Consider the following 14,462-nt stretch of genomic DNA (forward strand, 5'->3'; position numbering starts at 1 on the left):
GGGGCTGCACCGATGTCGACTCGTTCAACCTCCTGCTAAGGGCCGAAGTTCACCACATGCTCCCGAATGGTGTTCGCCATCAATACTATTCGCGCGAGACGAGACCGGTCGGGCCGTCGCAAGTATCGGACGCCTTGCCTATCGATATCTATCGACGCATAAACGTACCGTCCCGGTTAGGAGCGGACATGACCGGCGAGCACCTTCACGAGCTTCTGCACGACGACCGCCAGCTTCTCGACGTCCTGTACTACCAACTGACTAACTAACTAGTGGAGGGACTGAGTACGGGGAAGTGTCCACATCGCGCGCTGACTGGTCGGGGGCGCGCTGGCGAGCCCGCCGTCCCCCGCGTACGCCTGGCTGTTCTTGACGCCGGGAATCGGCTGCGCTGGCCTAGGAGGAGGGCCGCAACGAGGCGGCGGAGGAGCCCGGACACGGTGTGTAAGCGTTCACTCGCGGGGGGAGGCCAATTTCGGTACGAGCCTTGGCTTGCTCTCCCGCTGTGCCGTGCTGCGGCGACTACCAGTGCCTGTGGCGGATCCGTCTCTGATGGGTGTGCGTGCTTCGGTTCAGCGGCCCGGTCCCATCATGCCGTGACCCATGCCGGGACCCATCATTCCGTGACCCATGCCAGGTCCCATCATCCCGCCGTCCATCATTCCGCTCATCATCGCCGGCATCCCTTCGACGACGAATCCGGTGACTTCGCGGGCATGTTCGCGAATGGCGCTGGTCAGCTCGGGGTCGCTGGAGGTTTCGACCACCACCACGCCGCTGGCTGTGAGCGTGATCTGACGTTGATAATCGGCAGCACGGCGGAACAGGGTGGGCAGGCTTGAGCTCATGCAGGTGACTTCACTGCCCTGATCGAGGTGGGTATACATCGACGAGACGTGGGCCTGCAGTTCGGCGACGAGGTCGGCGGCGTCGGATTCGGTGGTGGTGCGCACCCCGCCGGGAATCTCTTCGACGGTGCGTCGAAGCTCCTGATGCCGCATGAACATGTTCATGTAAGCGCGCATATCCATACCGGTCGCGCCACCCATCCCGGGTTGGGCACGGCTGACAGGTATGTCGATAATGTTGCGCAAGACATACCCCAGGCCGAAGAGGGCCCCACCGGTGGCCAGCATTCTCAGCGCCGCTCGCCTGCTCATTCCGGTCATATCCGATGATCTCCTCGTGCTCTACATGTCGTGGGAATTCGCGTTGTCGGCGAACGCTTGGTGCAAGTTGCTTCCGTCTTAAGGCATTGGCGGCTTCGTGCCCGACGATCGCCGACTTAACGAGACAGTCTGAGATTGCTCCTACCGCAGCGTGAATAGGCTCTTGTGCGCTACGGACGGGGTGTAGTCGGCGTGGTTGTCGGCGGCTGCCACTGGCCGGGACCCCAAGGGCCTGAAGGCCCCATGTTCCCCGGTGACCACGAGCCCTGCGGTCCCATCATGCCCGGGCCCATCATGCCGGGCCCCATCATGCCGGGCGTTCCTTGACATTGCCCCCGATTACCGCCGAAACCGTCGGTGGCCCTGCCGATGAAGAACCCGGAAAAGAACACAACTGCAACGATGAACACTGCTGCGGCGGCGATGCCACTCCACGCCAAGGCGTGGTTCACCCCTCTGCGCTCTCCGGCCCCGGCGATTCGTTCACTTGTCGATTCAGGTGTATCGGTCATGCTTCCAATCTCCTTCGCTGTATCCGATTCTTGAGGTGCACGGTCGACCGGCACCGCACGATCCGCCGTCGGCGAGCCCGCGGCACTTGAGTCATCGTGATTCCTGGCTTTCGCGCAGCAGCGTCATTCGCCGCCGAAACTCATCCGCGTCGATGTCACCCTGCGCAAACCGTTGTGCCAAAGCATCTTCGGACCGGAATGAGGCTGCTGAATCAGCACGGTTGCGCTCTGTATCGCTACCGGCGAGATACCGGACGGTTAGCACGACCGCGGTGATCAGGGCGGCCGAGAACAGCACCATCACCGCGCTCATGAGGATCCAGCCGCTCCACCCCCAACCGCCCCACATGCAGCCGTCCGTGCCGTACATCATGGTTGCGAAACCCTTTCACTTGACTGGCCGGGAAATGTCTTACCTGGCACCACGATGAACTGGCAGGGTGCCCCGACGGTAGGGCCGATGTGCCTCAATATGCCCGCCAAAAGTGCGGAAACCCGTGAAGTTCCTGGCTCCGTGGAACGGCATCGACCAACGATCACTTTCCTTGCAGGCTTTTGCCTCGGCCCCAATCTACAATACCCCCACCGGTATCGCGGCGATAGTCTAGGGCCGGACCCAAACAAGGCTTTGGTCATCCGTGGGCGGCGGCAACAGCACGGCCCGGGCGAGCAATGCGCTGGACCGGTTCCAAACGTGAGAAGGACCGTCGGCGCTGCACCTGACGCCGGGCGATCAGCGCAGCGAGAACACGCCCGCGACGGACGCGAATCGCGAACCTGCCATAGGGATATTCGGTTTCGTGCTCCTCGGCCCGTCTGTCGATGTCGGCCCCATCGTTGACCCCGCAACCGCAGGTGACGGTCACAGCTTGGTCACCGTTGCATTCTTTGTCGCGTTGGCTCCGCACGCAGGGCAAAGCACCACCTGGTTGCCGGTGGCGGCCAGCAGCGATTCCGCCGACGCGAACAGGTCCATCGGCTCTGGGCGATTCAGGGAGTAGAACATCTGCTGGCCATCCCGGCGCCCGGTGATCAGGCCGCATGGAATAGGCAGGCCAGATGCGCAGACACAGTCCACTGTGCAATGCCCGACACGCTGATCAGATCCGCCGGCGCCATGCGTTCCCCGGCGCTCGGGATCGACGAGGCAGATCGACTCGCCATTCGGGCGGCTAGTGGTGTCGCTGGCGCCGACGCGGAGGCGTCTTAGGCCAATCTTAGGCCCGCTTAGACGTCAGATCTGCCAGTCCTGGGCTCCGTCGTTTTCGTCGTAGATGCCGACGGAGTTCTTGACGACGACCGGGTCCCCGCTGCCGAAATTGTCGTAGAACCACTGCGCATTCGCCGGGCTCAGGTTAGGGCAGCCGTGGCTGACGTTGCGTTTACCCTGATCAGCCACCGACCATGGCGCACCGTGAACGAAGATGCCAGCGTTGTTGATGCGCACCGCGTCCTGGACCTTGAGCTTGTAACCCTCAGCTGAGTCGACCGGCACACCGTAGGTGGAGGAGTCCATCACCATGTCGGCGAACTTCTCGAGCACGTAGTAGGTGCCGTTGGGCGTTTCGTATCCGGGCTTCCCCAAAGATACCGGCATCGTCTTCTCGAGTGTGCCGTTGCGCATGACCTCCATTTGGAGGGTGGCGTTGTCGATGGTCGCCACCAACGAGTCGCCGGTGCGGAAACTCGATTTCGTGCCGCTGGCATCGATGCTGACCGTGGTGTTGGCGGGCCAGAAGTCGATGGGCCGCCATCTGAGTTGGTTTGCGCTCATCCAGTAGAACTTCCCGGGGACTGCGGGGGTGGAGGAGATGTGGACGGCTCGCTCGGCCAGCGCGCGGTCGGCGATCGGCCGTTGGAAATTGATGATGATGGGTTTGGCGACGCCGACCGTCGAGCCGTTCGTCGGGTTGAACGTGGGGGGAGCGAAGACCGGTGGGCCGAGGTACGGCGCTGGGTTCTGGCCGGCGGGTGTCTCCTCGGCGGCCGTTGACGACGGGCCGGGAAATGGGCCGGATAGCGGAGGGAGGAAGGGATTCGGCGCTGTCGAGTCGGGGACCGTGAGGGGGTCGCCGGGTGTGGGCACGGGTATTTGTGGCTCGGCGGAGGCCGACGGCGCGGTCAGCACGGTCACAGCCGCTAGTGCGGCCGTCATCATGGCCATTAATGGCCTGGGTGGCGGGCACCGCATGCGGGCCTTCTCCCTTCCACTGGTCGCCGGCCGATGCTCGCGGCGGCTGACGACGATTTGTTGCTACGTAGTTTCATAGTAGATGATGTGGCGTCGGGTGCGGCAGCATGGGTGCGGACCTGCGTGGTAGATGAGTAGGTTCGGACACGGTGGATGCGGAGGGTGTCGGACGTCGTGGATGGTGTCACCGCTATCGCTACGTCTGGTCACGTGCTCCTCGCGGTGTTCGTGTCGGCGTTGGCTGGGTTGGTGTCGTTCGCATCGCCCTGCGTGGTACCTCTCGTACCCGGGTATCTGTCCTACCTTGCAGCGGTGGTCGGCGTGGATGACCAGGCGCGTGCCCAGCCGCTGGGCAGGGCACGTCTGCGGTTGGCAGGGGCCGCAGGGTTGTTCGTTGCCGGGTTCACGGCGGTGTTCCTCATGGGAACCGTCGCGATTCTGGGTCTGACGACGACGATCATCACCAATGGAGTGTTGTTGCAGCGCATCGGCGGAGTCGTCACGATCGTGATGGGTCTGGTGTTCATGGGTTTTTTCCCTGCGCTGCAACGCGACGCACGCTTTACTCCCACGTCGTTGTCCACCCTGTGGGGTGCGCCGGTACTTGGGGCGGTGTTCGGGCTGGGCTGGACCCCGTGTTTGGGCCCGACGCTGACGGGGGTCATCGCTGTCGCATCTGCTACCGAGGGGCCCAACGTCGCTCGCGGAATCGCACTCGTCGTCGCCTACTGTGTGGGCCTGGGCGCTCCGTTCGTGCTATTCGCGTTGGCATCCGGACGGGCGATGCGGGCACTGGGCTGGCTGCGCCGAAACACCCGGCGAATTCAGGTCTTCGGCGGCGTGCTCCTCGTCGCGGTCGGCATCGCCCTGCTGACCGGGCTGTGGAACGAGGTGGTGTCGTGGGTGCGCGATGCGTTCGTCACCAACACCACACTTCCGATATGACGCAGTCGCGTTCGAGCGCACCGCGCCGTCGCTCTCCCCGGGGATCCATGTGCTGATCGTGAACCGCCGGAGCCGTGACGGTGAAAACATCGCGGGATCGGAGTGGGGGCGGTGATGGCGACGTCTGCCGCTCCCCGACGCTGGGTGGTGCGGGTTGTGTTGCTGGGTGTGGCAACGATTTCGGGCGTTACCGCCGCGGCGATCGGCGCTTTAGCGTTGCCTGAGGTTCTTGCGGTGACCGGGCTCAGCGATCCGGGGCCCTTCACTACCTACGGGCTGTCGTTCGTGCGCGCCGCCGGAGAGATCGCTGCGGTGGTGGCGATCGGACACTTCTTGTTCGCGGCGTTCCTCGTGCCGCCGCAGCCCAGTGGAGTACTCGACGTCGACGGTTACCGGGCGCTTAGGGTGGGCGGTGCCGCTTGTGCGGTATGGGCTGTGTGCGCTGCGCTGTTGGTGGCGCTGACGATCTCCGACGTGTCGGGGGTACCGTTGACCGAGCTCACCCCGCTGGACATATGGTCGGCGGCCGACCTGGTCGAAACCAGCGCGGCATGGCGCACCACCTCGATTCTGGCGGCGTTCGTCGCCGTAGCGAGCCTGACGGTGCTGCGCTGGTCGTGGACTCCCGCACTACTGGCGGGCGGCCTGATGACGTTGATGCCGCTGGCCGTGACGGGGCATTCCTCATCGGGCGGCTCACACGACATCGCGACCAACAGTCTGATCATTCACCTGGTGGCCGGGACATTGTGGGCGGGCGGATTGCTGGCGCTGCTCGTGCACACGCTGCGAGATGGCAGCCACACCGACATAGCCGCCCGGCGGTTCTCGGGTCTGGCGCTGTGGTGCTTCGCGGCGATGGCCGTGAGCGGAATCGTCAACGCGGCGGTCCGGATCGACGTGTCAACCATGCTGGACAGCAGCTACGGGCTCCTCCTCGTGGCGAAGGTGACGGCGCTGGTCGGCCTCGGTGTGATCGGCTGGCGACAGCGACAGACGTCGATCGTTGCGCTGCAGCGTGATCCGACGTCGCGCCGACCCCTTCTTCGGCTCGCACTCACAGAAGCCGCCCTGTTCGGCGTCGCAATTGGAGTGGCGGTCGGGTTGGGTCGCACGCCACCGCCGCCCGCGACGCGCGAACCGCTTCCGGCTGAGGCTGCGCTCGGCTTCGATCTCGCCGAGCCGCCGACGATCGCCCGGGTGTTCGTGGAATGGCGATTCGACCTGATCTTCGGCACGGCGGCGTTCGTCATCGCCGGTATCTACCTTGTTGCGGTGTATCGGCTGTCTCGCCGCGGCGCCCCGTGGTCAACGCGGCGCACCGTGTCGTGGCTGATCGGTTGCCTCGCTTTGCTATTCGCCACTTCATCAGGACTCGGCATGTACATGGCGGCAACGTTCAGCATGCACGCCGTCGCTCAATTGATGCTCACGATAGTGGTGCCGGTGTTGCTCGTGCAGGGCGCACCGGTGACCCTCGCGCTGAAGGCATTGCAGGCAGTCGATCCCAACGGGGTGCCTGGTCCCCGCGAATGGCTTGTCAGCGCGCTGAATTCATCATTGTTGCGTTTCATCGCTCATCCGTGGACGGCGCTCACGCTTCTGGTGGTGGGCGTCTACGGGCTCTGCCTCAAGGTCGTCTTCGATGCCGCCGTGAGCGAACACGCCTCGCACATGCTGATGATCGGGTACTTCCTGCTCAGTGGAGCACTGTTCTTCACCGCTGTTGGCGGTGTGGAGCCGGTGCCACGGTTGATGCCCAAGCGGGGCCGGATCGCGATGCTGTTGTTCGCGCTGTCGCAGTTCGTCATTGCTGGGGTCGTGGTGATGAACATGCGTGAGGTTCTCGGTGGCGCCTTCTACCGCTCCTTGAAACTGAGCTGGCATGCAGACTTGCTGAGCGACCAGCGGTTGGGAGGCCAAGTCATCGCTGCCGGCGGGCTTGTGGCGGTGATGGCGGTGATCGCGGTGCAGATCGTGCCGCGCCGCCGCTCGACTGCGATCGAGCAGATGACGACCACGGCTAGCCTCGGCTCATGACGAGGTACCGCACCGTCGGCATAACGGCCTGCATCGCCCTGGTCCTGGGGCTGAGCGCGTGCAGTGACACCGCCCCCGTATCGCGGCGTGACATCGCCGTCACTCACAACGACGCCGATGTCGCCTTTCTCCAGCAGATGATTCCTCACCATGCTCAGGCCATCGAGATGTCCGATCTCGTGGTGACGAAGTCAGACGCCGACCCACAGGTCGCCGCTCAAGCCGTGTCCATCAGCAGCCGGCAGGCATCCGAGATCGAGATGATGCGGGGCTGGCTGGCGCTGTGGGGTGTGGGCCCGGCCGCCGCGCAGCAGCATCATCCGAACCAGTGCGGCATGGTCTCGTCCGCGGATCTCACGGCGTTGCAGAACGCCGGTGATGCCGCAGCCAACCGCCTGTATCTGGAACTGATGATCGCGCACCACGCAGGGGCGATCAAGATGGCGCGTACCGAGGTCGATGCGGGACATAGCCGCTACGCAACCTACTTCGCACAGGGAATCATTTCCTCGCAGCAACGCGAGATCGACGTGATGCGGTCGATGTCGACCCCCGGCATCGCCGTCGACGAGGCGGCGCCGGCATGTTAGCGCCGATGGCGCCATCCACGTGCCGAGGTGTCGAACCGCTGCGCCCTGGGGCCGCCATCAATCACCGCGGCTATCCGTTCAAGGCCTGTTCGACTGCGGTCTTCAAGTCGTCGTAGCTCCTGAACTCCACTTCGGTTCCGTCGAGGAAGAAGGTCGGTGTGCCCTGGACACCGAGGGCCTTACCGTCAGCCACATCGACATTGACACGATCGAGTGTGGCGGGGTCGTTGTAGGCAGCGTCGAACGCCGCCATGTCCAGCCCAAGTTCGGCGGCGAACCCGCGGAATCGGGAGTCCGCCGGAGTTTGCTGTTCGCCCCACTCACTTTGCGTCTCATACATCTTCTTGTACATGGGCTCGAACTTGTCCTGCTGAGCGGCCGCCTCGACCGCACGCGCCGCCCGCTCTGCATTGAAGTGCGACTGAATGGGGAAGTAGCGGATGACGAAGTTGACGCGGTCCCCGTACTCGGCGCGCAGCTGTTCGACCATCGGGAAGGCCGCGCGGCACGCTTCGCATTCGAAGTCGAGGAACTCGACGAAGGTGACATCGCTATTTGGCACGTTGGTGAGGCGGCGACTGTTTTCCCGGACCAGCTGACCGACGTCTCCACCCTGGGCTTGCGCGGAGCCGGGTGTGTCCTTGTCCTGTGCCGAGAGATAGACGCCAACCCCGATGATCATGGTGATGACCGCGAAGACGGTCAGCAGAATGCGTGTGAGAGGTGCCATTCGAATGCGTCCTTCTTGAGTTTCACCGAACGTCTATGATGCGCCGGAGCAGCCGTCTACCGCAGCTCCGACTCGGACCGTGCCCGCGGTTGAGCATCGCGTGTCCGACTATATACGGAGGAAGACCGTAGATCTGTTATGCCCTCGGTTGGCGGTGCGAGGCTCTGTGGGCGGCGAGGCTCTGGCCTGCCGGTCTCATTTCTCGGTTCTAGTTCTCTTCTGATGATGTCCCCACCCTCCCTGTTTCAAGCAGGCACGCCGTCAACAACCTGTCAGGTCACGACACCTAGCCCGTGACGGCACACTTGCCATCCGCGGGCATGTACGTAGGCGGATAGTAGGAGCCGGTGCTTACCCGGCGTGCCGTCGGCCCTGATGTCCGTGGGGCTGACAAGCTACGCACGTGAAAGCCGTCGTCTCCGGACTTGTCGCTATGACCGTCTTGCTCTTCGCGCCGACGCCCATGGCCGCCGCTGAGATCGGACAGCGCGTCGCGCAGGCAGACGCCTACCTCGCCACCCGTCCCGGCGTAGTGGGCTATGTGCTTCGCGACCGGACAACCGGAGAGACTCACCGCAACGAGGTGGCCAACACGATGATGTGGACCGCATCCACCATCAAGCTGGCGATGGTGGTCGATCTGTTGACTAGGGCACGCGCCGGCCAGATCACCTTGACCCCGGCCGACCGCCAACTCATGGCCGACATGATGCACTCATCGGACAGCGGCGCTGCGGATACGCTTTGGGAACGCTATAGCGGACCGGACAACATGGCGTTCAACCGCAATTTCGCCACGTACGGACTCACTAGCCTGCAACCGCAGCCTGGGTTCAGCAGCACGCACCCGTACTGGGGCTTTCAGAAGGCCACGAGCGAGGACCTCGACCGGCTGATGAACTACACCCTCACGAGCTTGCCTGCGGCCGAAACCGCGGCCATCGTGTCGGAGATGCAACACCTCGATGCCAACCAACAATGGGGAGTCTGGGGAGCGGGCGCGGCCATGACTCCCGGCAACAAGAACGGGTGGTCTCAAGAGCAGGGCGGCTGGGTCGTCAATAGCGTCGGTTTCGCCGGCCCTCGACAGCGCTACACGTTGGCGATCATGAACTCGCTCAACGGGGAAGGCGGCTACGACGATGGCGTGGAAACGACCACCCGCCTGGCGCAAATCCTGCTTGCCCCAGCTTAGTCACCACCAGCGGACCTAGGTGATGTCCGAGACGAGGGACGGTCCGGCCGACGGTACGCGGCGGCGGCAAATCGACGACCTAGTGGTCGATGCTGTCGGCCCGACAGGTGTACCAGCGAGGAAATTCGTTACAGCTCACGCGGACGGAGTTCGTAATTGAGCGGGCACTACCCGACAGTCTGGGAGAACCAGCGACGTGCCGGCGACTTCAGAAGCGTCATGGGGGACTTGGCATTCCGGACCTCGGCCTGCATTCGGCGTGCATGTCGCAATCTTCGTCGCGAGCTCGATGGTGACTCGACCCGTCTGCGCTACCTCCGCACCGTCCGCGTTGGCTACCGTCTCGTCGGGTGATGCGGTCACGCGCGAAGGTGAACGGCTTGGCGCGCTTGCTGATTGGGCGATCTCGGTCAGCTCTCGATAATCCGTACGACGTACGGTGTCATCCCAGCGTGGCGCACTGGTGAGACTTTGATGGGAACGCCAGTTCGTTGCGCCTCGATCATCTGTCCTCCGCCCAAGTAGATCGCTTCGTGTTGACTTCCGCCGGGCCCCCAGAACAACAGGTCGCCGCGTTTAGCCTGAGAGGGAGGAACCTTTCGGCCGGCGTCGTACTGGTCGCCGGACCATCGCGGCAGCAGCACTCCGACGCCGGCGAAGGCGAACCGCGTAAGGCCTGAACAGTCAAAGCCGACGGTGTCCGCTCCCTGGTCGACGCCGCGGGTTGGGCCTGTGAGGCTTCCCCCACCCCAGGAGTAGGGGACACCGATTTGTGTTCCCGCTCGGCGGATGACGTACTCGATCGCTTGGGGACCATTAACGCGATTTCCGCGCACGCTCGTCGACGGATCTGCGGCAGGACTGACGATTCCCAGGCTGCTGAGGAAGTTGCGACCCATATTCATCGCCGTCTGCGTCGCCAAAGCCGTGGCCTGAAGCGATGCGTTCGCGATGGCGACCGGATCACCGGGAGCGCCTGCGCTCGGCAGCTTTGGAAGGAGGGGGTCCCAGGGACCGGCAGCAGGTTGGGCCGACGCGACCGGTGCACATGCGAGCAAAAGCAAGATAACGGTCGCGATAACTGCGGGGAGCCGTCGAGCGAGTCTCGCAATGCGGATCGCCGGGTCGGAACGGTCAGCGCCGGCAGGTGCTTCACCCTTGCCCCGGGCGTGTGATTCCATGTCTTCTCCTCGGTGCGCCGCGCGGCGAGCTACTCCCACGCGCCAATAGCGGGCTGAATCGCGAACGTGAGCGCGGCACAAATACGTACCTACTACGTAGGAAAGATAACTCACATTAGCCCCGTCAGTAACAGCAGTCACATAATTACAGAGGTGGAATTTGCCGCGCGGTTCGCTTCGGCGGGGCGACCGCTGGACGAAGACCGTTTCTACGGCCGGGGAAGAATGCGTGCGGGAAGGTTGCCGGGGTTGAAGGGAAGAGCGCCGAATGGACTGCGCAGCAACAGGTGTCAGCGGCGTTGGGCCGGGAGCCATGTCGGCTCGGTGTCGAGAACTGCGGTTGCTTAGCGGTTGGCATCCCCGGCCTTCATGGTTCGCCTCCACCGCGCCGCATTACCTACGCATAGACACATGCGCATATAACTATGTATTGTGAACTCATGACGAAAGCGGCGACACTGACGACGGTCACTGCGCCGAACCGCACGGCCCGGCCTACCGGGTTCGCGGACGGTGACACAGCTCAGGACGATGATGGCCAATGCAAGTGCTGAAACGACTTTCGACCATGCCGACACCAGTGGGGCCATCTTGTTCGCCGACATGTCTGGCGACACGGCACTCATCGAGATCCACGGCGATCACGTCGCCGCCCACTTCGCAGTCATGGTCAATGTAGCGCTGGGGCCCGGCGACGAGCTGATCAAGACGATGGGTGATGCCGTCATGGTCGCCAGTGCGGACGCGCCTGCCGCGCTGGCCTTCCTGCACCGATTGGGCGTTGCAGCGGGGCTTGCCATGGGCTTTCCGATGCTTTGTGCAGGGGTCAGCGCGGGAACGGTGGTGAGACGGCGCGGCGACGTCTACGGGACGACTGTGAACGCCGCGGCGAGGTTGGCCGCACTCGCCGCACCTGGGCTGATCGTTATCGGTCGCGACGTCGCCACGGCCGCCGCCGATCTCGGCCTTCCCCTCGCAGCACTCGGGCTGGTGAGCGTCAGAAACATGGCCAACCCGATGGAACTGTTCGCAGTGGACATCGGCGGGGAACACCAGCAGCACTTCGACCCGGTGTGCCGGCTACATGTCACCGCCGCGTCCGCCACTGTCACCCGAAGCCGTGACGGCCGAGCCTACCGTCTCTGCTCGACGGATTGCGCCGACCGATTCGACACACGGGCCGGATCTGCAAGCGAGTCTTCGGTCGCGCAGTAGTCACTGTTTGTCACACAACGGTTACGAAATGAATGGAGGGGCCAGGATGGCAACGGCGGCACTGGTGTTCTACGGAATGTTTATCGTTTTGGGGTTCGGGTGGCGTAGCTATCGGCAGTGGCGCCGCACTGGGTCCACGGGTATGCGTGGCTTCCATGGACGGCCGGGGTCGTTAGAGTGGCTTGCCGGTGCCGGCTTCGTGGTGGCAATTGTGGCGGGTGCGCTCGCGCCGATGCTCCAGGTAGCCGGTCTGCTGTCGCCTGTCGTCACGCTCGACGCCCCCTTATTTGCGGCGCTCGGGACGGTGGCGGCGGTGGTGGGTATCGCCGCGACATTGTGGGCGCAAGAGTCGATGGGTGACTCGTGGCGCATCGGCGTCGACGCCGGCGAAACCACCCGACTCGTCGAGGGTGGGATGTTTGGGTGGGTGCGCAACCCCATCTTCACCGCCATGCTGGTATTCGGCGCCGGCGTAGCGCTGATGGCACCAAATCCATTGGCGCTCATTGGCTTCGTCCTGTTGCTGACGTCGATCGAGTTGCAGGTCCGCTTCGTGGAGGAACCGTATCTGCATCGCACGCACAGCGAGCGCTACCGCGATTACGTCAGCCGCGTAGGACGCTTCGTTCCGCGCATCGGATGATCACCGGCCGGGGGACCGTCGGCTTGATGGCGCCTGTGCCCGTGAAAGCCACATCGCTGCGCGGTTGTCGTCGTGAGCGACGGCACACAACGGTGACCCGTTCCATGTGGAGCGACACGCCATCGAAGCCCGTTTCTCAGGAGTCGCGTCCGGCGATCATGACGACACCGACGCAAGGAAACCTCGAACGATGAGCCACCCGCACCCGGGTAGGTCCGCAGACGACGACGCCCAACCGCGATGGGGCGGTGCGGCGCTCCTCCGGCCCGGAGTGCTGGCGTTCGCCGGATCCATCGGCGCCACCGATACCCACGCTCACCACGCCGTGCAAATCATCACGGCGGCTACGCCATTGACGGTCACCGATGAGCAGGGGGCGTCACACACGGGCACGAAAGTGGTAGTGCCTGCCGACGCGGCCCATCGAATCCGGGCCGGCGCCCAGGACGGCACGGTGGTGTTCCTGGAGCCCGAATCAGCGCCGGGACGAGCTGCGCACCTACGCGCGATCGACTCCGGATGGGCCATCAGCTCGGCGCTCGCCTCTACTGCGCGCCGACCGCTTGCCACAGTGGTCGCCGAACTGGTGGCAGACCTATCACCCGTCACGTTCGAACACGATGTGCCGGCGCGACACTCCTCGGTCGATCATGCATTGCGGTTGCTGCCAGCTCTTGTAGCAGCCGGCCCCGTGAGGGGGGCCGAACTCGCGGCACGGGTGGGCCTTTCGGCGAGCCGCTTCACTCACCTGTTCACCGCGCAGGTCGGAATCCCGCTGTGGCGCTACGTGTTGTGGTCACGGCTGAGGGTTGCGATCACCCTGGTCCAAGGCGGGGACGACCTGACTGGCGCCGCGCACGGTGCAGGCTTCGCTGACAGTGCCCACCTCACTCGCACCACCCGCGAGATGTTCGGTCTGCCGCCCTCGGTGCTGAGTCGGCACGTGTCCTGGGACCTCGACCCCAGCAGCTAGCCGAATCATTCAAGCCCTGGCCCGGCGGCTACCGCGACGATCAAGGCATGAGTACAACTTCCCCTACGGCTTCGACGTCCACCACCGCGCTCCAGGCAGTGGCCCGCTACGGCTACGTGCCGTTCATGCTGATCGGCCTCAACGGCGCGGGCATCGCCGTGGCCGCCGCGGGCGCCCCAAAATTTTGGCTGGTCGCGATTCTGGCGGTTGCGATCGCCACGGGGTTCCTGGTGGAGCGGATCATTCCGTATGACCCGGAGTGGAACCACGATCGAGCCGATGGCACACGGGACCGCATCCACGTGGCGGTCAACGAGACCCTCATTCTGGCCAGCGTCGCCGCGATCCCGCTGCTCGCGGCCATCGTCCCCGCGCCCCGGTTGTGGCCACACAGTTGGCCATTCGTCGCGCAGGTTCTTACCGCGATCCTGGTCGCCGACTTTGGCATTACCGTGGTACATCTGGCCAGCCACAAGGTCGGCGTGCTGTGGCGCTTCCACGCGGTGCACCACAGCGTCACCCGCTTCTACGGCCTCAACGGCCTGATGAAACACCCGCTGCACCAAACCGTGGAGATGACCGCCGGCGTCGTTCCCCTGATCCTGATCGGGCTGCCCGTCGATGTCGCATCAGCCCTCGCCCTGGCCGTCGCGATTCAACTGCTGCTGCAACACTCCAACGCCGAGTACCGCATCGGCCCCGCCAAGTACGTCCTGGCCCTCAACGAAGGCCACCGATTCCACCACCTCAAATGGGCCGGCATCGGTGACGTCAACTTCGGGCTGTTCACCCTGGTGTGGGATCACCTCATGCGGACCTTCTCCTATGACCCCGCCCGACGATTCGATTCCACCCAGCTGGGTATGGCTGCCAAGCCTGATTACCCCAACAGCTATCTGCGCCAAATGATCTACCCATTCACTGGACGCGGCGGGTGTGCGTCGGAGGCCACCACGACGCCGAACGGCGCCACTCAGACGTCGACCCCCGACCCGGCCTCGAAGAATCGCTGCTGACCGGCTCATCGCGTGCGGCGACAAGAAGAAGGCTGCCTCGCTGGCAGCGCCCCGGCGACGTG

The 14,462-nt window shown here is 64.2% G+C and carries 14 protein-coding genes and 1 pseudogene; 8 read left to right on the forward strand and 7 right to left on the reverse strand.

All coding sequences use genetic code 11. The annotated features are described in order from the left end of the window. Positions 1–572 precede the first annotated feature (572 nt). The 5 genes and pseudogenes from ACNUDN_RS29175 to ACNUDN_RS29195 all read right to left on the reverse strand — a co-directional run bounded on the left by ACNUDN_RS29175 (position 573) and on the right by ACNUDN_RS29195 (position 3,872). Positions 573–1,169, reverse strand: a complete 597-nt coding sequence (locus tag ACNUDN_RS29175) for a hypothetical protein (protein ID WP_011767872.1) — start codon at positions 1,167–1,169, stop codon at positions 573–575. Between the two features lie 170 nt (positions 1,170–1,339). Further along, positions 1,340–1,681, reverse strand: coding sequence for a hypothetical protein (locus tag ACNUDN_RS29180; RefSeq protein ID WP_081437717.1), 342 nt, complete (start codon positions 1,679–1,681; stop codon positions 1,340–1,342). Positions 1,682–1,772: 91 nt separating this feature from the next. Further along, positions 1,773–2,054: an SHOCT domain-containing protein gene (locus ACNUDN_RS29185; RefSeq protein WP_011767874.1), complete on the reverse strand. Its 282-nt coding sequence runs from the start codon at positions 2,052–2,054 to the stop codon at positions 1,773–1,775. Between the two features lie 489 nt (positions 2,055–2,543). Then, positions 2,544–2,788, reverse strand: a pseudogene (locus tag ACNUDN_RS29190) (ArsR family transcriptional regulator); the annotation flags it as partial. A gap of 127 nt (positions 2,789–2,915) precedes the next feature. Then, complete coding sequence (locus ACNUDN_RS29195) at positions 2,916–3,872, reverse strand: L,D-transpeptidase (RefSeq protein ID WP_011767876.1); 957 nt, start codon at positions 3,870–3,872, stop codon at positions 2,916–2,918. A gap of 174 nt (positions 3,873–4,046) precedes the next feature. Between ACNUDN_RS29195 and ACNUDN_RS29200 the strand changes: the two genes are divergently transcribed. From ACNUDN_RS29200 to ACNUDN_RS29210, 3 genes are all read left to right on the forward strand, one after another. Continuing rightward, positions 4,047–4,817, forward strand: coding sequence for a cytochrome c biogenesis CcdA family protein (locus ACNUDN_RS29200; protein ID WP_011896111.1), 771 nt, complete (start codon positions 4,047–4,049; stop codon positions 4,815–4,817). Positions 4,818–4,931: 114 nt separating this feature from the next. Next, the gene (locus tag ACNUDN_RS29205) at positions 4,932–6,857 is read left to right on the forward strand and encodes a bifunctional copper resistance protein CopD/cytochrome c oxidase assembly protein (protein ID WP_011767878.1); all 1,926 of its coding nucleotides are present in this window, start codon (positions 4,932–4,934) and stop codon (positions 6,855–6,857) included. Further along, entirely contained in the window at positions 6,854–7,447 is a 594-nt protein-coding gene (locus ACNUDN_RS29210; protein ID WP_011767879.1) for a DUF305 domain-containing protein, read from the forward strand. The genes ACNUDN_RS29205 and ACNUDN_RS29210 overlap by 4 nt, the downstream gene beginning before the upstream one ends. 70 nt (positions 7,448–7,517) lie before the next feature. Here ACNUDN_RS29210 and ACNUDN_RS29215 read toward each other — a convergent pair whose 3' ends face one another. Continuing rightward, entirely contained in the window at positions 7,518–8,177 is a 660-nt protein-coding gene (locus ACNUDN_RS29215; protein WP_011767880.1) for a DsbA family protein, read from the reverse strand. Positions 8,178–8,610: 433 nt separating this feature from the next. Here ACNUDN_RS29215 and ACNUDN_RS29220 point away from each other — a divergent pair, with 433 nt between their 5' ends. Further along, positions 8,611–9,372: a serine hydrolase gene (locus ACNUDN_RS29220; protein WP_011767881.1), complete on the forward strand. Its 762-nt coding sequence runs from the start codon at positions 8,611–8,613 to the stop codon at positions 9,370–9,372. Positions 9,373–9,782: 410 nt separating this feature from the next. Here the strand turns inward: ACNUDN_RS29220 and ripB are convergent, their stop codons facing one another. Continuing rightward, on the reverse strand, positions 9,783–10,553 hold the full coding sequence (gene ripB / locus ACNUDN_RS29225) for an NlpC/P60 family peptidoglycan endopeptidase RipB (RefSeq protein WP_011767882.1): 771 nt from the start codon (positions 10,551–10,553) through the stop codon (positions 9,783–9,785). Positions 10,554–11,066: 513 nt separating this feature from the next. Here ripB and ACNUDN_RS29230 point away from each other — a divergent pair. The 4 genes from ACNUDN_RS29230 (at position 11,067) to ACNUDN_RS29245 (ending at position 14,400) form a co-directional block, all read left to right on the forward strand. Continuing rightward, complete coding sequence (locus ACNUDN_RS29230; protein ID WP_233211213.1) at positions 11,067–11,768, forward strand: adenylate cyclase; 702 nt, start codon at positions 11,067–11,069, stop codon at positions 11,766–11,768. 46 nt (positions 11,769–11,814) lie between these two features. Beyond that, a complete protein-coding gene (locus ACNUDN_RS29235) occupies positions 11,815–12,411 on the forward strand; it encodes a methyltransferase family protein (protein WP_011767884.1) in 597 nt (198 codons plus the stop codon). 190 nt (positions 12,412–12,601) lie between these two features. Further along, entirely contained in the window at positions 12,602–13,384 is a 783-nt protein-coding gene (locus tag ACNUDN_RS29240; RefSeq protein WP_011767885.1) for a helix-turn-helix domain-containing protein, read from the forward strand. Between the two features lie 47 nt (positions 13,385–13,431). Beyond that, positions 13,432–14,400, forward strand: a complete 969-nt coding sequence (locus ACNUDN_RS29245) for a sterol desaturase family protein (RefSeq protein WP_011767886.1) — start codon at positions 13,432–13,434, stop codon at positions 14,398–14,400. Positions 14,401–14,462 lie beyond the last annotated feature (62 nt).

This window comes from Mycobacterium sp. smrl_JER01, assembly GCF_048513595.2.
Lineage (GTDB): Bacteria > Actinomycetota > Actinomycetes > Mycobacteriales > Mycobacteriaceae > Mycobacterium.

What these genes read in the sequence shown, in the direction of transcription:
- ACNUDN_RS29175 (WP_011767872.1), bottom strand. Translation starts at nt 1,169, where the DNA reads ATGACCGGAATGAGCAGGCGAGCGGCGCTGAGAATGCTGGCCACCGGT.
- ACNUDN_RS29180 (WP_081437717.1), bottom strand. Translation starts at nt 1,681, where the DNA reads ATGACCGATACACCTGAATCGACAAGTGAACGAATCGCCGGGGCCGGA.
- ACNUDN_RS29185 (WP_011767874.1), bottom strand. Translation starts at nt 2,054, where the DNA reads ATGATGTACGGCACGGACGGCTGCATGTGGGGCGGTTGGGGGTGGAGC.
- ACNUDN_RS29195 (WP_011767876.1), bottom strand. Translation starts at nt 3,872, where the DNA reads ATGCGGTGCCCGCCACCCAGGCCATTAATGGCCATGATGACGGCCGCA.
- ACNUDN_RS29205 (WP_011767878.1), top strand. Translation starts at nt 4,932, where the DNA reads ATGGCGACGTCTGCCGCTCCCCGACGCTGGGTGGTGCGGGTTGTGTTG.
- ACNUDN_RS29210 (WP_011767879.1), top strand. Translation starts at nt 6,854, where the DNA reads ATGACGAGGTACCGCACCGTCGGCATAACGGCCTGCATCGCCCTGGTC.
- ACNUDN_RS29215 (WP_011767880.1), bottom strand. Translation starts at nt 8,177, where the DNA reads ATGGCACCTCTCACACGCATTCTGCTGACCGTCTTCGCGGTCATCACC.
- ACNUDN_RS29220 (WP_011767881.1), top strand. Translation starts at nt 8,611, where the DNA reads ATGACCGTCTTGCTCTTCGCGCCGACGCCCATGGCCGCCGCTGAGATC.
- ripB (WP_011767882.1), bottom strand. Translation starts at nt 10,553, where the DNA reads ATGGAATCACACGCCCGGGGCAAGGGTGAAGCACCTGCCGGCGCTGAC.
- ACNUDN_RS29235 (WP_011767884.1), top strand. Translation starts at nt 11,815, where the DNA reads ATGGCAACGGCGGCACTGGTGTTCTACGGAATGTTTATCGTTTTGGGG.
- ACNUDN_RS29240 (WP_011767885.1), top strand. Translation starts at nt 12,602, where the DNA reads ATGAGCCACCCGCACCCGGGTAGGTCCGCAGACGACGACGCCCAACCG.
- ACNUDN_RS29245 (WP_011767886.1), top strand. Translation starts at nt 13,432, where the DNA reads ATGAGTACAACTTCCCCTACGGCTTCGACGTCCACCACCGCGCTCCAG.